This is a genomic window from Saccharopolyspora sp. SCSIO 74807 (assembly GCF_037023755.1).
GTDB lineage: Bacteria > Actinomycetota > Actinomycetes > Mycobacteriales > Pseudonocardiaceae > Saccharopolyspora_C > Saccharopolyspora_C galaxeae.
Map to the genome: position 1 here is coordinate 1,759,314 of NZ_CP146100.1, position 18,252 is coordinate 1,777,565.

The 18,252-nt window shown below is 70.6% G+C and carries 14 protein-coding genes; 10 read left to right on the top strand and 4 right to left on the bottom strand.

Annotation, left to right across the window (positions count from 1 at the left end):
• Positions 1–18: 18 nt before the first annotated feature.
• On the bottom strand, positions 19–1,314 hold the full coding sequence (locus V1457_RS07875) for a glycosyltransferase 87 family protein (RefSeq protein WP_338601948.1): 1,296 nt from the start codon (positions 1,312–1,314) through the stop codon (positions 19–21).
• 328 nt (positions 1,315–1,642) lie between these two features.
• Here V1457_RS07875 and V1457_RS07880 point away from each other — a divergent pair, with 328 nt between their 5' ends.
• Positions 1,643–2,491, top strand: a complete 849-nt coding sequence (locus V1457_RS07880) for a GGDEF domain-containing protein (RefSeq protein WP_338601951.1) — start codon at positions 1,643–1,645, stop codon at positions 2,489–2,491.
• Positions 2,492–2,515: 24 nt separating this feature from the next.
• Here V1457_RS07880 and V1457_RS07885 read toward each other — a convergent pair whose 3' ends face one another.
• On the bottom strand, positions 2,516–3,601 hold the full coding sequence (locus V1457_RS07885; protein ID WP_200067995.1) for an inositol-3-phosphate synthase: 1,086 nt from the start codon (positions 3,599–3,601) through the stop codon (positions 2,516–2,518).
• Positions 3,602–4,001: 400 nt separating this feature from the next.
• Here V1457_RS07885 and V1457_RS07890 point away from each other — a divergent pair, with 400 nt between their 5' ends.
• From V1457_RS07890 to V1457_RS07900, 3 genes are all read left to right on the top strand, one after another.
• The gene (locus V1457_RS07890) at positions 4,002–4,406 is read left to right on the top strand and encodes a DUF5318 domain-containing protein (RefSeq protein WP_200067994.1); all 405 of its coding nucleotides are present in this window, start codon (positions 4,002–4,004) and stop codon (positions 4,404–4,406) included.
• A gap of 97 nt (positions 4,407–4,503) precedes the next feature.
• Positions 4,504–8,028, top strand: coding sequence for a transglycosylase domain-containing protein (locus V1457_RS07895; protein ID WP_338601956.1), 3,525 nt, complete (start codon positions 4,504–4,506; stop codon positions 8,026–8,028).
• 84 nt (positions 8,029–8,112) lie between these two features.
• The gene (locus tag V1457_RS07900) at positions 8,113–9,759 is read left to right on the top strand and encodes a glycosyltransferase 87 family protein (RefSeq protein ID WP_307849824.1); all 1,647 of its coding nucleotides are present in this window, start codon (positions 8,113–8,115) and stop codon (positions 9,757–9,759) included.
• Here the strand turns inward: V1457_RS07900 and V1457_RS07905 are convergent.
• Both V1457_RS07905 and V1457_RS07910 read right to left on the bottom strand, forming a co-directional pair.
• Positions 9,752–11,113 carry a hypothetical protein gene (locus V1457_RS07905; RefSeq protein WP_338601962.1) on the bottom strand — a complete coding sequence of 454 codons (1,362 nt, stop codon included), beginning with the start codon at positions 11,111–11,113 and terminating at the stop codon, positions 9,752–9,754. The two genes, V1457_RS07900 and V1457_RS07905, sit on opposite strands and share 8 nt — an antisense overlap.
• A 79-nt stretch (positions 11,114–11,192) precedes the next feature.
• On the bottom strand, positions 11,193–11,963 hold the full coding sequence (locus V1457_RS07910; protein WP_295141541.1) for a deoxyribonuclease IV: 771 nt from the start codon (positions 11,961–11,963) through the stop codon (positions 11,193–11,195).
• A 178-nt stretch (positions 11,964–12,141) separates the two neighbouring features.
• Between V1457_RS07910 and V1457_RS07915 the strand changes: the two genes are divergently transcribed.
• From V1457_RS07915 to dnaB, 6 genes are all read left to right on the top strand, one after another.
• A complete protein-coding gene (locus V1457_RS07915) occupies positions 12,142–13,140 on the top strand; it encodes a hypothetical protein (RefSeq protein WP_338601967.1) in 999 nt (332 codons plus the stop codon).
• A gap of 202 nt (positions 13,141–13,342) precedes the next feature.
• Positions 13,343–13,696: a 30S ribosomal protein S6 gene (gene rpsF, locus V1457_RS07920; RefSeq protein ID WP_200067990.1), complete on the top strand. Its 354-nt coding sequence runs from the start codon at positions 13,343–13,345 to the stop codon at positions 13,694–13,696.
• Positions 13,697–13,795: 99 nt separating this feature from the next.
• Positions 13,796–14,281, top strand: coding sequence for a single-stranded DNA-binding protein (locus V1457_RS07925; protein ID WP_200067989.1), 486 nt, complete (start codon positions 13,796–13,798; stop codon positions 14,279–14,281).
• 47 nt (positions 14,282–14,328) lie between these two features.
• Positions 14,329–14,568: a 30S ribosomal protein S18 gene (rpsR, locus tag V1457_RS07930; RefSeq protein WP_200067988.1), complete on the top strand. Its 240-nt coding sequence runs from the start codon at positions 14,329–14,331 to the stop codon at positions 14,566–14,568.
• An 88-nt stretch (positions 14,569–14,656) separates the two neighbouring features.
• Positions 14,657–15,109: a 50S ribosomal protein L9 gene (rplI, locus tag V1457_RS07935; RefSeq protein WP_200067987.1), complete on the top strand. Its 453-nt coding sequence runs from the start codon at positions 14,657–14,659 to the stop codon at positions 15,107–15,109.
• A 597-nt stretch (positions 15,110–15,706) separates the two neighbouring features.
• On the top strand, positions 15,707–18,172 hold the full coding sequence (gene dnaB, locus V1457_RS07940) for a replicative DNA helicase (protein WP_338601974.1): 2,466 nt from the start codon (positions 15,707–15,709) through the stop codon (positions 18,170–18,172).
• The last annotated feature ends 80 nt before the right edge of the window (positions 18,173–18,252 follow it).

The following is an 18,252-nucleotide window of genomic DNA, read 5'->3' on the forward strand; positions in this document are numbered from 1 at the left end:
GCCGTTTTCGTCGCTCGCTCAGGAAGCCGCGGTGACCGGCTCGGTGGTTTCCGCGATGTCCCGGCCCGCGCCGGTCCGCCGCGCCCGCCACCAAGCGAGCCCGGCGTAAACCAGCAGCGCGAGTCCGAAGTAGACGTAAGCGTTGCCGATCAGGTGCTCGAAGAGGTTCCAGCGCAGCTCGCGGCCGTAGCCCTGCGGCACCTTCCAGTGCGGTCCGATCATGAAGAAGGACGCGGCCAGCGCGGTGATCACCAGCAGCGGCCAGTTCCGCCTGCTCCACGCGGCCCCCGCCAGCAGCACCAGCCCCGGAATCGCCCACACCCAGTGGTGCGACCAGGAGATCGGCGACACCAGCAGCGACAGGACGCCGTTGAGCGTCACCGCCATCGGCAGGTCCTGCTGCCGGATCGCGTGCACCATGCCCACCACGGCCAGCGCCAGCACCAGCACCGCCAGCACGAGGAACACGATCGACACGTGCCCGACGCCGAGCTTGGTCAGCGCCGAGCGCAGCGACTGGTTGCCCGCGTAAACCGAGGCGTCGCCGGTGAACGTCGGCCCGAACGAGACGTTGCCGGTGGCCAGCACCTGGTGCAGCCAGAACTCGCGCGCGTCGTCGAAGGCCAGCACGACTCCGGCCAGCACGGTGCCGAGGAAGCCCAGCACCGCCATCAGGACCGGCCGGAAGTCCTTGCGCAGCACGAAGAACAGCAGGAAGGCGGCCGGGGTGAGCTTGATCCCTGCGGCGATCCCGATCAGCAGCCCGCGCGGGTAGGGCAGCTTGCGGCCCGGTTCGGTGCGCCACAGGCAGTCCACCGCGACCATCGCCATCAGCACGAGGTTGATCTGCGCGTAGGTGATGGTCTCCATCACCGGCTCGGACAACGTCGCCAGCGGCAGCGCGACCGCGGTGCCCAGCAGCAGCCGCTCGCGCTGCCCGCGCAGGAACTTCGCGGTGCCGAGCACCACGTACAGCGTGATCAGCAGCGACAGGTGCGAGACGAGCATGATGACCGCCACCGCGGCGGTCTTGGGCACCAGCCCGAGCGGGCTGAACAGGATCGCCGCGAACGGCGGGTAGATGAACGGCAGCTTGAGGCCCGACTCGGTGGCGGGCAGCGGTCCGTAGACGTCCTGGCCCGCGAGCCAGGCGCGCGCGCCGAGCCGGTAGACCTCGCCGTCGATGTGGTCGTGCGGGCTGATCGTGGAGACCATGAGCACGGCGACCAGCTCGGCGATCCCGATCGCCAGCAGCAGTCCTCGGTGCTCGTGCATCAGCTGGCGCAGTGCGGGTCTCGTCGCCGGTCCGCTCACCGCCACGGTTCACCGTCCAGGTCGTAGTGCGGGTGCCGTCGCCGATCCGGCGACCTTGCCCAGCCTAGAGGCCGCCTTGATCGCGCTCGGAGCGCGTCGCCGCGTCGCGGGCGGCCGGGCGGACCGGAGTCGGTTACCGTCAACCGTCCGGACAGGTCGATTCCCGCATCGGGTGGCGCCTGATCGACAGCAACGATACTTGCTGACCCAGCGTTATTAGCGTTCCGTGAATACCACCATTACGGGTGGTAGTGATGCTCTTGAATTAGCCCCTCTCCGCGGAGGAGAGTCCAGAGGACTGCTCCGTTTGGTGGGGAGGAGGGGCCGAATGAGTGTCCTCGACGTGACAGCACCGTCCCAGTTGCCGCCGATCTGGGACGAGCTGATCACCGGGCTGACCGTTGGTGTGCTGCTCACCGACGAGCGCGGCCAGGTGCTCGCCACCAACGACGTCGCCGCGGACCTCATGCAGCTGACCAAGTCCGATCTGCTCACCGGCGCCCGCCCCAGCGGCTGGACGGTGCGCGACGACACCGGCGCGGCCATGCCGGACTGGTCCGAACTGGCCGGCCAGGTGCTGCGCGCCGGTTCCCCGCTGTCCACCCCGATGGTGGTCGAGCGCGGCGGCCACCCGACGCGGCTGTGGGGCGATTTCCACGCGGTCCGCGCACAGGGCAAGCGCCGGGTGCTGATCCTGCTGCAGGCCGTGCAGACCGACGTCGGTCACGCCCGCGGCCTGCTCGACCCGCTGACCGGCCTGCCGGGGCGCGCGCTGCTGCTGGACCGGCTGGAGCAGTCCCTGGTGCGGGCGCGCACCCGCGGCATGCTCACCACCCTGGTGCTGATCGACGTGCAGCAGCTGGCCGCGTTCAACACCGAGCACGGTTTCGACCGCGGCGACGAACTGCTCAGCACCCTCGCGGGCAGGCTCCGGCAAGGTCTGCCCGACGAGCACACCGTGGCCCGCTACGGCGGCGACGAGTTCGCACTGGTCGCCGACCACCCGCACGGCACCGGTGCGGCGATCGCCCAGCAGGCGCGCCGGGTGGCGACCTGGCCGATGCGGATCGGCCGCTCCCGGGTGCGGCCGGGGTTGCGGGTCTCCTGGGTCACCACCAACGGCAACGCCACCGCGCACGCGGTGCTCTCCCGCGCCGAGCAGCAGCTGCAGCATTGATCCGCGCGGGCGGCGGGGAGTTCCTCAGCTGGTGATGAAGTCCTCGACCGCCTGGTAGGCGTCGGAGTCCGCGTACTGCTCCGGCGGCGATTTCATGAAGTACGACGAAGCGGACAGCACCGGTCCGCCGACGCCGCGGTCCTTGGCGATCTTCGCGGCGCGCAGCGCGTCGATGATGATCCCCGCCGAGTTCGGCGAGTCCCACACCTCCAGCTTGTACTCCAGGTTCAGCGGCACGTCGCCGAACGCGCGGCCTTCCAGCCGGATGTAGGCCCACTTGCGGTCGTCCAGCCACGGCACGTAGTCCGACGGGCCGATGTGCACGTTGCGCTTGTCCAGGTCGCGCTGCACCTGCGAGGTGACCGACTGGGTCTTGGAGGTCTTCTTCGACTCCAAGCGCTGGGATTCCTTCATGTTCAGGAAGTCCATGTTGCCGCCGACGTTGAGCTGCATCGTGCGGTCCAGGTGCACGCCCCGGTCCTCGAACAGCTTGGCCAGCACCCGGTGCGTGATCGTCGCGCCGACCTGCGACTTGATGTCGTCGCCGACGATCGGCACCCCGGCGTCGGTGAACTTCCGCGCCCACTCCGGGTCGGAGGCGATGAACACCGGCAGCGCGTTGACGAACGCCACCCCGGCGTCCAGCGCGGCCTGCGCGTAGAACTTGCCCGCGTCTTCCGAGCCCACCGGGAGGTAGGACACCAGCACGTCCACCTCGGCGTCGCGCAGTGCCTGCGCCACGTCGACCGGCTGCTCCTCGGCCTCGGTGATCGTTTCGCGGTAGAACTGCCCGAGGCCGTCGAGGGTTCGCCCGCGCTGCACCGGCACGCCCAGCGGCGGCACGTCGGCGATCTTGATGGTGTTGTTCTCGCTGGCCACGATCGCTTCGGAGAGGTCCCTGCCGACCTTCTTGGCGTCCACGTCGAACGCGGCCACGAACTGCACGTCGCGCACGTGGTACTCGCCGAACTGCACGTGCATGAGTCCGGGTACGCGGGCGTCCGGGTCGGCGTCGGCGTAGTAGTGGACGCCCTGCACCAGCGAAGCGGCGCAATTGCCGACGCCTGCGATCGCCACTCGAACCGCACCCTCGCGGCGGTCTGTGCTCATGGCAGGGTTCTCCTTGTTGATCATTCGTCTCCCTTTCCCTGGCGGTCCGGCGCGCAGCGCGGGCGGCGCGCATCGACCGACCTGGTGCGCGGCCGCCTCCGGACCCCGACCGGTCCGCGCGCTGCGCCGCTGAACCTGACAACCGCGGCCCGGCCCGGGCTGTTCCCGCTGAGCCGGCTCCCCCCTCGAAAGGCGCGCGAACCGCGGCCCCCGGTGCGTCCCGGGGCCACCGGACCACCCGCGGCACTTGCTCGCCGAAGCAGTATATCCGTCCGGGATCTCGGAAAATCGCAGGTCGGGCGCTACGGCGCCGCTACCGGCAGGCCGGGCAGACCGCACAAACCGGTCCTGCCCTGAACGGCGCATGGAGCCGCAGCAGCGGACACGTACCCTGTCCCTCGTGCGGACCCAACGGCAAGTGGTGGATTACGCGTTGCAGCGCCGGGCGCTGCTCGCGCGGGTCCACGCGGGCCGAGTCGGGGTTGATGAGGTCTGCGATGCCAACCCGTACCTGCTGCGGGCGGCGAAGTACCACGGCCAGCCCAGCGACGTGACCTGCCCGGTCTGCCGCAAGGAGTCGCTCACGATGGTTTCGTGGATCTTCGGCGAGGAGCTCAAGCACGCTTCGGGCTCCGCCCGCGGCCCCGAAGAGCTGGAACGGTTCGCGGCCGTGTTCAAGGAATTCACCGTGCACGTCGTCGAGGTGTGCCGCACCTGTCGGTGGAACCACCTGGTGCAGTCGTACGTGCTGGGCACCGGTGACTTGAACGACCGCCGCCACCGGCGCAAGACTGCGGCGGAGTGAACCGGGCCGTGACACCCCAGCAGCGCCGCTCAGCGGGCGTACCCCGACTTGAATGCATCACCTGGCGTCGACCGACGCCTGTCCTGGAGGCCAACTCGTGAACGACGAGCGTGACGACCCGGCTCGTGGCCGCCACTCCCGGCAGCCCGAAGGTCGCAACCCCGGTCCCCCCGAAGACCGGGACACGCCCCCCACGGCCCGGCAGCAGGGTCCGCGGTCGCAAGGACCACCGCCGGGGCCGCCCCCCGGGCAGGGTGGTGCGCCGCAGGGGCCGCCGCCGAACCAGCAGCCGCCGCAGTCCGGCAGGCCCGCCGGTCCGCCGCCCGGGCAGGGCGGCGCTCCGCAGCGTCCGCCGCAGGGTCCGCCTGCTGGGCAGCAGGGCCCGCAGCAAGGCCAGCCGCAGCGGCCCGGTCAGCAGGGGCCCGGTCAGCAGGGAGCCGGTCAGCAAGGACCGCCGCCCGGACCGCCGCCGGGGCAAGGGCCGCGCGCAGGAGATGGTGCGGGCCGTTCCCGGCAGGGCGAACAGCCGCAGTGGCCCGGTGAAGGAGCGCAGTCCGGGCCGGACACCGTGCGCAACGGTCCGTCCGGCCAGCAGCGCTCGGGTTCGGCTCCGGAGTCGCCGCAGGAGACGACCGGCGCGTGGACTCCGTCGTTCGACGATGACGACGACGATGGCGCCTCGGGTTCGCGCGGCGATTCGGCGGAGGGGCGCAAGCTCGACTTACCGACGTCGTTCGCCCAGCAGCCGCCGCCTCCGCGGGAGCAGGCCGGTGGCAGGCAGGCGCCGCCCGGTGCGGGTCAGCGTCCGCAGCCGCCCCAGCAGCCGCCGAACGCCCAGCAGCCGAATCCGCAGCAGCCCCCGCAGCAGCCCGGCGAGCAGGGCACTCAGCAGGTGGGTCCGCAGCAGCGCCCCGGTCAGCAGCCGACCCGGCAGGGCCCCCCTCCGCCCCCGGGCGGCCAGCAGGGCACCCGCCAGGTGCCGCCGACCGGTAGGCCGCCGCAGGATCCGGGCGAACGGCCAACCGCGAACATTCCGCAAACTCCCGGCAACGCCCGGGACGGCGGTTCGAACCGGGGATCGCGGGGTGGTGCCGCAGCCGCCGGTGGCGTCGTCGGTGGAGTAGCCGGCGCCGCTGCGGCCGGCGGTGCCGCGGCCGCAGCCGGTGCGGGCTCCGGCGCGGCGGGCGGTGCGGCCGGTGCAGCGGGCGCGGCGGGCGGCGCGGGCGGTTCCATGCGCGAGCCGGAGCTGCTCACCCACGAATCCCGTGCCGCCGGGTACAACTACTACTCGGACAGCTCTTATTCGGACGGCGGGCGCTACGACGACTACGACGACTTCGACGACGGGTATTCGGATGGCGCCTACGCGGACGGCCCGTACGACGACGATCCGGACGGTCTCTTCCCGGACGACGAGATGAGCGCCAGCAAGGCCAAGCGCAAGGTGATCTGGCGCCGGATACGCCGCGGCTGCTACGTGGCCGCGGCCGCGATGCTGCTGCTTGGCATCGGCACCTTCGCCTGGGGCTACACCATGTGGGAGGTCCCGAACCCGGAGAAGATCGCCAGTGAGACCCAGCAGACCATCACGATCAATTACGCCAACGGCCAAGAGATGACCCGCGTGGAGCCCGAGGGCGGCGGGACGACGATGATCCGCGACCTGCGCAAAGAAGTGGCGAAACCGATGCTCGACGCCACCGTCGCAGCCGAGGACGCGTCCTTCTACAGCAACCCCGGGTTCTCCATCAGGGGGATCGCCGGCGCGGTGTTCAACCAGTTCGTCGGTGGCCAGGGCGGCGGTTCCACGCTGACTCAGCAGTACGTCAAGCTCGCGCTGGACCAGGACGAGTACTCGATCACGCGCAAGGTGAAGGAAGTCGTCATCGCCTACAAGGTGACGAACCAGCAGAGCAAGGACGACATCCTCAAGGCTTACATGAACACCGCCTACTACGGGCGGGGCGCGCGGGGCATCCACGACGCTGCTGAGGCGTACTTCGGCAAGCTGCCCTCGGAGCTCAATCCGAGTGAGGCCGCAGTGCTCGCCGGCATGGTGCAGCGTCCTTACGACAACGACCCGCGCGCGGACAAGGAACAGGCGCAGAGCCGCTGGGAGTACGTGGCCGGGCAGATGCTGGCGAACAAGTTCGTCAGCAAGGCCGAACGCGACGCGATGCAATTGCCCGAGACCCGTCCGCGCGACGCGTGGACCAGCAAGGGCGACGGCAGCTCCCACCTGCACGTCCGCAAGCAGGTCCTCGCGGAGCTCGAACGGGAGGGTTACGACCAGCAGGCGCTGTCCCTCGGCGGCTACACGATCACCACGAACATCGATCCCAACGCGCAGCGGGCCGCGGAGGAAGCCGTCCAGCGCACCTTGCAGGGCCAGCCCCAGAACCTGCACACCACGCTCGCAGCGGTCGAGCCGAAGACCGGCAACGTGCGCGCCTACTACGGCGGCGGTGACAACGTCTTCTTCGACTACGCCGGTTCGCCGCAGCCGCCGGGTTCGTCGTTCAAGCCGTTCGTCGCGGCCGCGGGCCTGAAGAAGGGCTACGGCCTGGGCGAGACCTACGACGGCAGCAACAACCAGATGATCGCCGGTACGAAGTTCTCCAACGCCGAAGGCTCGACCTGCGACGACCCCAAGAACTGCGGCGTCCGCGAAGCGATGAACGAGTCGGTGAACACCGTGTTCGTCAACATGGCGGTGCGGTTCGGACCGCCCTCGGTCCGCGAAGCCGCGATCGACGCGGGCATCCCGGCCCAGTTCAGCGGCAAGCCGAGCCTGCAGAACGCGGACGGCACCATCGACTCCGGTATCGCCCTGGGTGCCTACCCGGTGCGCACCATCGACATGGCCTCCGCATATGGCACCTTCGCCAACGACGGCAAACGGGTGCAGCCGAGGTTCGTGCAGAAGGTCGAGAACTCCGTGAAGTCGGAGACCTTCTCGTCCCCGCCGCCGCAGCCCGCGTTCGACAAGGACGGCGAGAAGTCCAAGAACATCGCCGCGAACGTCATCGAGTCGATGCTCGGGGTGGCCGAGCACTCCAAGCTGCCGCTGGACCGCAACCGGCCGGTGGCGTCGAAGACCGGTACCCACCAGTTCGCCGAGACCGGTGACAACCAGAACGCGTGGATGATCGGCACCACGCCGCAGTTGTCCACCGCGGTCGGGATGCTCGCGGACGAGAACGGCAAGCCCGTTGCGGTGCGGGACAAGACCGGCAAGTCGTTCTACGGCAGCGGACTGCCAGGTGACGTCTGGCAGGAGTTCATGAACGCCTACCACAAGAACCTGCCGGTGGAGCAGTTCCCGAAGCCGACGCCGATCGGCCAGTACCAGGTGAAGCCGCCGCCACCGCCGCCGGCGCCGTCCACCACGGCACCGCCGCCGACCACGTCCTCGTTGCCGCCGACAACGTCTTCGCTGCCGCCCACGAGCAGCGAGAGCGAGACGTCGGAGAGCGAGACCGAGTCGTCGCGGCCCGGTCCCGGCTCCGGCTGCGGCCTGTTCGGCTGCCCCGGTGGCGGGAACGACAGCCCGGGCGGCGACGACGGCGGCGCGGGGATGCCGAACGGCGTGGCCCCGACCCGGGGACGCGACGGCGAATGAACCGTCGATCCGCACCGGGTGGCGCTTCCGGCGCCACCCGGTGCGGGCGCGGGCGCGGGCTCGCCCGGGACGTAGCATCCGGGCGTGTCCACGAAGCCCGAGCACGCCGGCACCGAGCTTGAGGAGCCCGTAAAGGTGAGCGCGGCCGTGGACGGCGAGTCGCTGGACGCCGCGGACCGGGTCGCGCCGAGTTGGACCGAACCCGTCGCGGCCGCGGCCGCGCGGCCGTTCGGCGGCCGGATGGGCAGGCACGCGCAGGTCGGCAGGCAGTGGTTCTGGACGCCGCTGCGGGTGGTGCTGCTGCTGGCGATGGTGACGCTCTCGGCGGCCTACCTGTTCAAAGCGCCGTGCCTGCAGACTTACGACACGTCGCAGGGTCCGCAGCTGGACTGGCGGCACGGCAAGCAGTACACGGCGATGTGCTATTCGGACGTCATCCCCCGGTTCGGCATGGGCGATCTCGCCCCGGACGGGGTGTTCCCGTACAAGACGCCGTGGACGCAGAGCCCCGGGGCGACCCAGCCGGACCGGTACATGGAGTACCCGGTGGTCACCGGCGTCTTCCAGTGGGTCAACGCGAAGATCGCCGACGGCTGGTCGACGCTGGCCGGACTCGGCTGGCTGCCTTCCGCGCTGATCACCGTCGTGTACTTCAACGTCACCGCGTTCTGGCTCACCGCGGCGTGGCTGAGCACGGCGTGGGCGGTGCTGCTGCTGGGCGGGCGACGACCGTGGGATTCGGCGCTGGTGGCGTTGTCACCGCTGGCGTTCGTGCACGCCTTCACCAACTTCGACGCGCTCGCCGTCGCGCTCGCGACCGGCGGGTTGCTCGCGTGGTCGCGGCGACGACCGGGTTGGGCCGGGGCGCTGATCGGGCTGGGCGCCGCGGCGAAGCTCTATCCGCTCCTGCTGCTCGGGCCGCTGCTGGTGCTGTGCCTGCGTTCCGGGAGGTTGCGGGACGGCGGACGAGTGCTGCTCTCGACCGCGGTGGCCTGGCTGATCGTGAACGTGCCGATCTTGGCGCTGTACCCGAGGGGCTGGAGCGAGTTCTACCGGCTCAACGGCAGCAGGTCTGCGGACCCGGACTCGCTGTACAACGTGCTGTACCACTACACCGGCTGGGCCGGGTTCGACGGTCCGCTGGCCGCCGGCCAGGTGCCGGTGGTGCTCAACGCGGTCTCGCTCGGCGTGTTCGCCCTCGCCTGCGCGGGAATCGCCTGGCTCGCGCTGGCCGCGCCGGTGCGCCCGCGGCTGGTGCAGCTGTGCTTCCTGGTCGTGGCGGTGTTCCTGCTGACCAACAAGGTGTGGAGCCCGCAGTACTCGCTGTGGCTGGTGCCGCTGGCGGTGCTGGCGGTGCCGCGCTGGCGGTGGCTGCTGAGCTGGATGATCGCCGATGCGGCGCTGTGGGCACCGCGGATGTACTACTACCTCGGCACCGGCAACAAGGGACTGCCGGAAGGCTGGTTCCTCGGCGCCGTGCTGGTGCGGGACGCGCTGGTGATCGCGCTGTGCGTGCTGGTGGTGCGGGAGATCCTGCGCCCGAAGACGGATCGGGTGCGTACCTCGCTCGAACCCGCGGGCGCGCACGAGCGTCCGGCCGTGCACGACCCGTCCGGTGGCGTGCTCGACGACGCACCGGACCGGTTCACGCTGCCGTGGCCGCATCGCCTGACGAAGCGGCTGTCCGAAGGGGCGCGCGCCGCCGTCGGCGGTCCCGCGCCGTTCAAGTGAGCGGCTCGTCCACCGAGTTCCGCGCGCCGAGGAATGCCACGAACAATCCGGCCAGCAACACGGCCCGGCCCCACACCCCGATCATCAGGGCTTGCGCGGTGAACCCGTCGTTGATCCCGGTCGGCGAGTACATCCACGGGAAGATGCTCAACCCCATCGCCAGGTCCGCCAGCAGGTAGCCGACGATCCAGCCCCAGCGCACCCGGACCAGCACGAAGAACGGCAACAGCCACAGCGTGTACTGCGGCGAGTGCACCTTGTGCAGCAGCAGGAATCCGCACAGCATCGCCGCCGACACCTGCAGCCAGGGGAACGTCCCCGCCCGCAGCTGCATCCGCCGTCCGACCAGGCAAGCCGCGGCGAACGAGCCGAGCATCAGCAGCGGGGACGCCACGCTGACCGCGGCCTGGAACCCGTCGGCGTCGGCGAACGAGCGGAAACCCCAGTACCAGATGGAGTTCGTGCTCAGGTCCACCTCGCGCTGCGACTGGAACTGGAACGACGCCAGCCAGCCGCGGAAGCCGGCCAGCGCGAACGGGAGGTTGACCAGCAGCACCGTTCCCGCCGCGGCGGCGACCACGGCGAGCGCACCGCGCACGTCGTAGCGCTTGCCCGGCGGCAGCCCGGATGGCAGCTCAGCGCCGCGGCGGCCACCGGTGAGCACGTACAGCGCGAGCGGCAGCACGAACAAGCCCGGGTAGATCTTGCACGCGAACCCCGCTCCGAGCAGCACCGACGCCCAGAACGCGCGCTTGCGCAACGGCATCGTCGTGCACCGGTGCACGACGAACACCGCCGCGGTCGCGCACCCGACCGCAGGCAGGTCCCAGTTGTGGAACGCGTACAGCACCAGTGGCGGACCCAGCGCCCACAGCAGCGCGCGCCACCGGCTCAACCGCCCCAGCCACCAGGCGACCGCCAGCCCGAACGGGGCCATGAGCAGCGCCGATGCGGCCAGGAAGCCGGCATCGGTGTGCACCAGCAACGCCCCGAGCCAGATCAACAGCCCGGACAGCACCGGGTATTCGACGACACCGCCGTGCAGCGAACCGTCCTCGTCGATTCCGCCGTGCACGTACGGGAAGGTGTGCCGGTCGATGTCCCGGCCGATCCACAGGTTCTGGATGTCCGAGTAGCAGCCGTCCCGGTAGGAACGCTCCTGGTAGGACGGTTCGGAACGGCCCCACTCGTCGAACTCCGGCCCGGTGCAGCGCGCCTTGTTCGCGTACCCGGCCGCCATCGTCAACGCGGTCAGCAAGCACAGCAGGGCCAGCGCTGCGAAGGTGAGCCGCCGCGCGGTGCGGCTGGGATCGGGGACGTCGAAGATCGGGGCGGTCGGGAGCTGCTCGCGCATCGATGTCCTTCCCGCCGCTTCGGCTCCGGGCGGTCGGGGGCGCGCCCGCGGAACCGACCCTAACGGGCGATCGGGACGATCAGCCGCCGACCTTGCTCCGCAGGAACTCGATGTCCGCGGCCTGCCCCTCGCCCGGCGTCTCCACCACGACCGGCGCACCGGCGCTGCGGCACACCTCGGCCAGCACGTCCGGGTCGATCTCGCCCGCACCGATGTTCGCGTGCCGGTCCCGCGAGGAGCCGAAACCGTCCCGCGAGTCGTTCAGGTGCACCAGGTCGATCCGCCCGGTGATCGCCTTGACCCGCTCGACGATGCCGGGCAGGTCCTCCCCCGCCGCGTGCGCGTGGCAGGTGTCCAGGCAGAACCCGGCGCCGAACTCGCCGACGGCGTCCCACAACCGGGCCAGCACGTCGAACCGGCGGGCCATCGCGTTCGCCCCGCCCGCGGTGTTCTCGATCAGCACCGGGACTTCGAACCCGCCTTCGGCGGCCTGCCGCTCGAACAGCTTGCGCCAGTTCGCGATGCCTTCGGCCGGGTCGTCGTCCTTGGTCACGTGCCCGCCGTGCACGACCAGGCCCTGCGCGCCGACTTCGGCCGCTGCCTTGGCCTGCTGGGTGACCGCCTTGCGGGACGGGATGCGGATGCGGTTGTTCAGCGAGGCGACGTTGATGACGTACGGGGAGTGCACGAACACCGCGAGTTCGCTGTCCCGCAGCTGGGCGGCCTGCGGGTGCGGCTTCGGGGCTTTCCAGCCCTGCGGCTCGGACAGGAAGAACTGCACGACCTCCGCACCCCGCTCGGTGGCGGCGGTCAGCGGGTCGTCGTCGCGGACGTGGGCCCCGATGCGCATGGCCGCAGCTTACGAGCGAGCCCGGACAGCGCGGCGGCCGGACCCGGCGCCGGATTCCCAGGATGCGGATTCCGCCGGTTTTTCACTGCACTGGCCGTCACTCAGCGCGCTGATCCACGTTATTTTCACCGGAGGGTGTTAATCGCTGTCACGCGGCGGTGATCTTCGGGGAGGAACCATGAGCGACGGCCTGGCCGCCGATCAGCAGTCGAACGCGCAGGTGAACCCACTGGTCAGCGAACGTCCGCCGAGCAGGGCGATGGGCCGGGTGCTCGCCGCGGGCGCGGCAGGAGCGTTGGTCACCGCGAGCACCCTGCTCGGCGCGGGTACCGCGAACGCCGCCGGCTCCGCGGTGATCGAGCAGTGCACCGGAAGCACCGACAGCAGCGAGTTCGGCCAGCGCATCGTGGCCAGCCCGGCCGCGCTGGACGCGAAGGTGGAGCAGGCCGTGCTGCTGGCGTTCCCGCTGCAGTTCGACCTCGCCAAGCAGGCGAAGGAGGAGTTCAGCGGCAGCGGGTCGGTCGGCCTCGGCACCGTCGGCGAGGAGACCCGGACCTTCTCCGGTCAGAACCTCGCGGACGCTTTCGCCGGGCAGATCGAAGGTCTCTCCGGGCTGCAGGACAAGGGCTCCGAGGTGAGCACCCACGTCCGCAACCTCGCCGCGCTCGGCTGCATCGGCGGCGCGCGGGTGCCGGGTCAGGAGCAGCCGCCACCGCCGCCACCGGAGCCCGCGCCCGAACCCGAGGAACCCAGCGAGCAACCCGCACCACCGTCGGCCGAACCCGGCGTTCCTGCGGACGACGAGACTTCCGCGCCGGTCGCGGCGCCGGGCACGCCGCGCGCCGACCCGCGCGTCGGGACTTCCGCGCCGGTCGTCGTGGTGCCGCCGAACTACGGCTCGGCCGCGCCCGGAACACTGCCGCCGTGGGCGCAGTCGCAGTTCGGCGCGGCACCCGGATTCGCCCCGAACGTGGGTGACCTGCGCGAACAAGCCGCCGCGAAGCAGCGCGAGCAGCGGGATAACGCCGCGCAGCAAGAGGTCCGCGCCGCGGGCAAGGCCGAGACACTGCCGGCCGGGCAGGACAACCGAGTCGCGCTGCCGGTGCTCATCGCCGCGATCTCGCTGGCCGGGGTGACCGCCGCGCTGGTGCGCACCTGGGTGCTGCGCCGCGCCTGATGCGGAATTGCTTGCGGCCGGCCGCCTCGCCGACCGGCCCGGAAACCTTGAGGCACTCGTACCCACCGGACCGGCGCGCGGCGCACCCGCCACGCGGTCCTGTCGGGGCAGGTTGCTAGCCTGGTCGACGTTCGTGGACGCGAACGACCCTCCTGCCACGGAAAGTCCGTGGCCGTGAGTCCACAGGAGGTGAGTGGTCCTCATGCGTCATTACGAGCTCATGGTCATCCTCGACCCGAGCCTGGACGAGCGCAACGTGCCGCAGTCCCTGGAGAACTTCCTCAAGGTCATCCGCAACGATGGCGGCAGCATCGAGAAGCTCGAAGTCTGGGGCCGTCGCCGGCTCTCCTACGAGATCGACAAGCACGCCGAGGGCATCTACGTCGTGCTGGACATCAACAGCGAGTCCGCCTCGATCAAGGAGCTGGACCGCCAGCTCAACCTGAACGAGAACGTGCTGCGCACCAAGGTGCTGCGGCGCGTGGTCGAGCCGCGCAAGGCCGCCCGCGTCGCCCGCGCCGCGGCGAAGGCGAACAAGCAGACCGCCTCGGCCTGAGCACCCGATCGGACCTCCCGCCCCGGCGGCAGGCGGTTCGCGCCTCGCTGAATCCGCACGGCAAGACAGTTCCCGCACCTCAAGGACGGAGTCCAGGCGATGGCCGGTGAAACGGTAATCACGGTGGTCGGCAACCTCACCGCCGATCCGGAACTGCGCTTCACGCCCTCCGGTGCCGCGGTCGCGAACTTCACGATCGCCTCCACACCGCGGACCTTCGACCGCCAGAGCGGCGAGTGGAAGGACCAGGAAGCGCTGTTCATGCGCTGCAACATCTGGCGGCAGGCGGCGGAGAACGTGGCCGAGACGCTGACCCGCGGGATGCGGGTCGTCGCGCAGGGCCGGTTGCGCCAGCGCTCCTTCGAGACGAAGGAAGGCGAGAAGCGCACGGTCGTGGAGCTGGAGGTCGACGAGATCGGGCCGTCGCTGAAGTACGCGACCGCCAAGGTGAACAAGATCAGCCGCGGCGGCGGTGGCGGTGGTTTCGGCGGTGGCGGCGGTTCTTCCGCGCCCGCCGACGACCCGTGGGGCTCGGCCCCGCCCGCCGGTTCCGGCGGCGGGTTCAACGACGAGCCGCCGTTCTGACCGCCCGCGGCGCACCAGACTCGAGATAGCTTTTCAGGAGGAAGACCATGGCCAAGGCGCCGGTGCGCAAGCCGAAGAAGAAGGTCTGCGCGTTCTGCAAGGACCGCGCCGCGCAGAGCATCGACTACAAGGACACGACGCTGCTGCGCAAGTACATCTCCGACCGCGGCAAGATCCGCGCTCGTCGGGTGACCGGCAACTGCAGCCAGCACCAGCGCGACGTCGCCATCGCGGTGAAGAACGCCCGCGAGATGGCGCTGCTGCCCTACACCTCGACCGCCCGCTGATCCGGGACCGCTCGTCCGCCCCGCGGCGGGTGCCGCAGGGCGGCGGACGCGGTGCGGTCCCGTTAGGAACGCTAGAAGGAGACACGTCGTGAAGATCATTCTGACTGCGGACGTGACCGGCCTGGGCGAGTCGGGTGACATCGTCGAGGTCCGGGACGGCTACGGCCGCAACTACCTGCTGCCGCGCAACCTGGCGATCGTCGCCACCAAGGGCGCGCAGAAGCAGGTCGAGACCATCCGCCGCACCCAGGAGGCGCGCCGGGTCCGGAACCTGGAGCACGCCCAGGAGCTCAAGCAGCAGCTGCAGGAGCTCGGCTCGGTGACGCTGACCGCGAAGGTGTCCAAGCAGGGCAAGCTGTTCGGTTCGATCACCCCGGCCGACGTGGTCGCCGCGGTGCGCAAGGCCGGTGGCCCGAACCTGGACAAGCGCTCGGTGGACCTGCGCGGGCACATCAAGGCGCTGGGCAAGCACGGCGTCGACGTGCGGCTGCACCCCGACGTGAAGGCGTCGGTCGACGTGCAGGTCGCGGCCGCGGACTGAACCACGGACCCCCGGCGGCCGAGGCGGTTGCGCCCGGTCGCCGCGGGGCGCCTCGACCGGTCCGGGAGCACTCGCTCCCGGACTCGGGTCGGCAACGTGCGTTGCGCCGTTCGAGTCTGGTTTGGACAGTGCTCCCCACTCGATCGGCCGCTTGACCGTGAGCAACGCGCGGTCGCCGGGCGCTGTGCCCGACACGCCGATGTGCGCAGTTGGCGCGACACGCCGAGGCTTTTCCACGAATTTCTTCCACACCGCATGCACAAGCTCTGACCTGCGGTGTTTAGATGATCTTCGTCGGTTGTCCCCAGGTTGTCCCCAGCTATCCACCCGAGTTGTGCACAGCTGTCCACCGACCTGTCCCCAGTTGTCCACAGGTTGTCCCGAGGCTTGTCCACAGCTCGGTTTGCCTGCTCCAAGCGGGCGATCTAGCTTCGCGAGCGCACTCGTGCGCAACGGTGGGTGATCATGCCGCGGCCGTCGGCCCGGGATCGCGCGTGCGCCGTACCCGGCGCCGCGCAGCAGCGGCACCCGGCGCGGGTTGCCCGATCAGCAATGCCACCGGTGTCGGTGGCGACGGCTCGGAGGTGACGGGTACCGGTGGCGTTAGCAGACGAGCGCGGTGTCGAGCCCGGCGACTACAGCGACAGCTTCGAGCGCCAGCCGCCGCAGGACCTCGCCGCCGAGCAGTCCGTGCTCGGCGGCATGATGCTGAGCAAGGACGCGATCGCGGACGTCGTCGAGGTGCTCAGCCCGAACGACTTCTACAAGCCGGCGCACCAGAAGATCTACGACTGCGTGCTGGACCTCTACGGCCGCGGTGAGCCCGCCGACGCGATCACCGTCTCGGCCGAGCTGGAGCGCCGCCAGGAACTGCTGCGCATCGGCGGCGCGCCCTACATGCACACGCTGATCGCGAGCGTGCCCACCGCCGCGAACGCGGGCTACTACGCGGAAATCGTCTCCGAGAAGGCGGTGCTGCGGCGGCTGGTCGAGGCGGGCACGCGCATCGTGCAGCTCGGCTACCACGGTTCGGAGGGCTCGGAGATCGAGGAGGTCGTGGACCGCGCGCAGGCCGCGATCTACGACGTGACCGAACGCCGCACCAGCGAGGACTACGCGGCGCTCGAAGACCTGCTCCAGCCGACGATGGACGAGATCGACGCCATCGCTTCGCGCGGCGGCGAGTCCCAGGGCATCCCCACCGGCTTCACCGACCTCGACGAGGTCACCAACGGGCTGCACCCGGGCCAGATGGTCATCGTCGCCGCCCGTCCCGGTGTCGGCAAAGCGCTCGCGCTGGACACGCCGCTGCCCACACCGGGCGGCTGGACCACGATGGGCGAGGTCGCCGCCGGTGACGAGCTGATCGGCGCGCACGGCAAGCCGGTGCGGGTGCTGCGCGCGACCGAGGTGCTCGACGACCGGCGCTGCTTCGAGGTGGAGTTCTCCGACGGCGCGTTGATCGTCGCCGACGCCGAGCACCAGTGGCGCCTCGCCGACGGCAGCGTGCGCACCACCGGCGAGTTGGCGCAGTCGGGTTCGCGTCCGGCGCTGCCCGCCCACGCCGCGTTCGAGCTGCCGGAGCGGGAGCTGCCGGTGTCGCCTTACACGCTCGGCGTGTGGCTGGCCGCCGGGGATCGTTCCGGTGTGGTGCACGCGGAACCGGAGCTGCTCGAGCAGGCCGGTCTGCAGCCGCGGGTCGCGGCCGAGCAGGCCGGTGAGCCGGAGCAGGCCGAGCCCGAGCAGCACGCCGAGGCCGAGCAGCCCGCCGAGCCTGAGTCGTCCGCCGAGGCCGAGTCGTCCGGCGACGACGCCGAAGCGCCCGAATCCGCCGAGCCTGCGCAGGGCGACGAGAGCAGTCCACTTCGGACGGACGGGCCGGTCGAGTCGCCCAGCGCGAACTTCGACTCGGACATCGCCGGTGCGCTCGCCCGGCTCGGCGTGTGGGACGACCACGACGTCCCGCTCCGCTACTTGCGCGCAGGCCCGGAACAGCGGCGTGCGCTGCTGGCGGGCCTGCTCGACGCGGCGGGTTCGGTCTCCGCGGACGGCGCGCTGCGGCTCGAGGTCAGCGAGCCGATGTCGGTGCGCGTCCGGGAACTCGTGCTCAGCCTCGGCTACGCCTGCGGGGCGCGGCTCGCGGACTCCGCGGCGGACCGTTTCGACCAGGTGGTGCTGGTCTTTGACAGCGGTGCGGACGAGGTCTTCCGGCTCCCCGCGAAGAACGCCGAGCACAAGACCCACCGCCTGGAGCGGACCCCGGCCGCGCGCGCCATCGTCGCCGTCCGCGAGGTCGCAGGCGTGCCGGTGCGCTGCGTGGAGGTCGACGCACCGGACCACCTCTACCTGGCCGGGCGCGGCATGGTGCCGACGCACAACTCCACGCTGGGCCTGGACTTCGCCCGCGCGGCCTCGATCAAGCACGGCATGGGCAGCGTGATCTTCTCGCTGGAGATGGGCCGCACCGAGATCGTGATGCGGATGCTGTCCGCGGAGGCCCGCATCCGGCTCGGCGACATGCGCGGCGGCCGGATGACCGACGACGACTGGACCCGGCTGGCCCGGCGGATGAGCGAGGTCAGCGAAGCGCCGCTGTTCGTGGACGACTCGCCGAACCTGACGATGATGGAGATCCGGGCGAAGGCCCGGCGGCTCAAGCAGCGCTCCGACATCCAGCTCGTCGTGGTCGACTACATGCAGCTGATGACCTCCGGCAAGCGGGTCGAGTCGCGCCAGCAGGAGGTTTCGGAGTTCTCCCGGAACCTGAAGCTGCTCGCCAAGGAACTGGAAGTGCCCGTGGTGGCGATCTCCCAGCTCAACCGCGGCCCCGAGCAGCGCAACGACAAGCGGCCACAACTTGCTGACCTGCGTGAAAGTGGCTCGCTGGAGCAGGACGCGGATATGGTGATCTTGATTCATCGCCCGGACGCGTTCGAGCGGGACGATCCGCGGATGGGTGAGGCGGACCTGATCCTGGCCAAGCACCGCGCCGGTCCGACCTCCACCGTGACCGTCGCGCACCAGCTGCACTACAGCCGTTTCGTGGACATGGCGCAGGAATGAGCCGGCCTGCGTAGAGCCGCGGTCGGCTTGCCGTGGCCCGTTTTCCTTGCGTGCAGCACCCCGGACGGGCATGCGCCGCC